Genomic DNA, 230 nt, shown 5'->3' with positions numbered 1-230 from the left:
GCGCGCGCGAATAGCTATGATTCCTTGCAATCATTGCTCGGTTTCACACACACGAGCCGAGAAGCTATCGTTCGTGGAGATCATGACGCGCTTGCGGAAATCTCGGAGCTTTCAGGGATTTCCATTGAACGCCTATCGAACGCAAGCATCGTCCATCAGCATCCAGGTTCCAACTGGAAGCTTGGCCGCGCTATTTTCAATAAAGAGATGCGTCCGGGAAAGATGCTCCG

Annotated in this window: 1 pseudogene; it reads left to right on the top strand. The window is 52.2% G+C overall.

From position 1 onward, the window contains the following. Positions 1–230, top strand: a pseudogene (locus HWX93_RS22925) (hypothetical protein); the annotation flags it as partial.

The sequence above is a fragment of the Brucella tritici genome, assembly GCF_902825325.1.
GTDB lineage: Bacteria > Pseudomonadota > Alphaproteobacteria > Rhizobiales > Rhizobiaceae > Brucella.
This window is presented reverse-complemented; position numbering and strand designations above follow the sequence as displayed.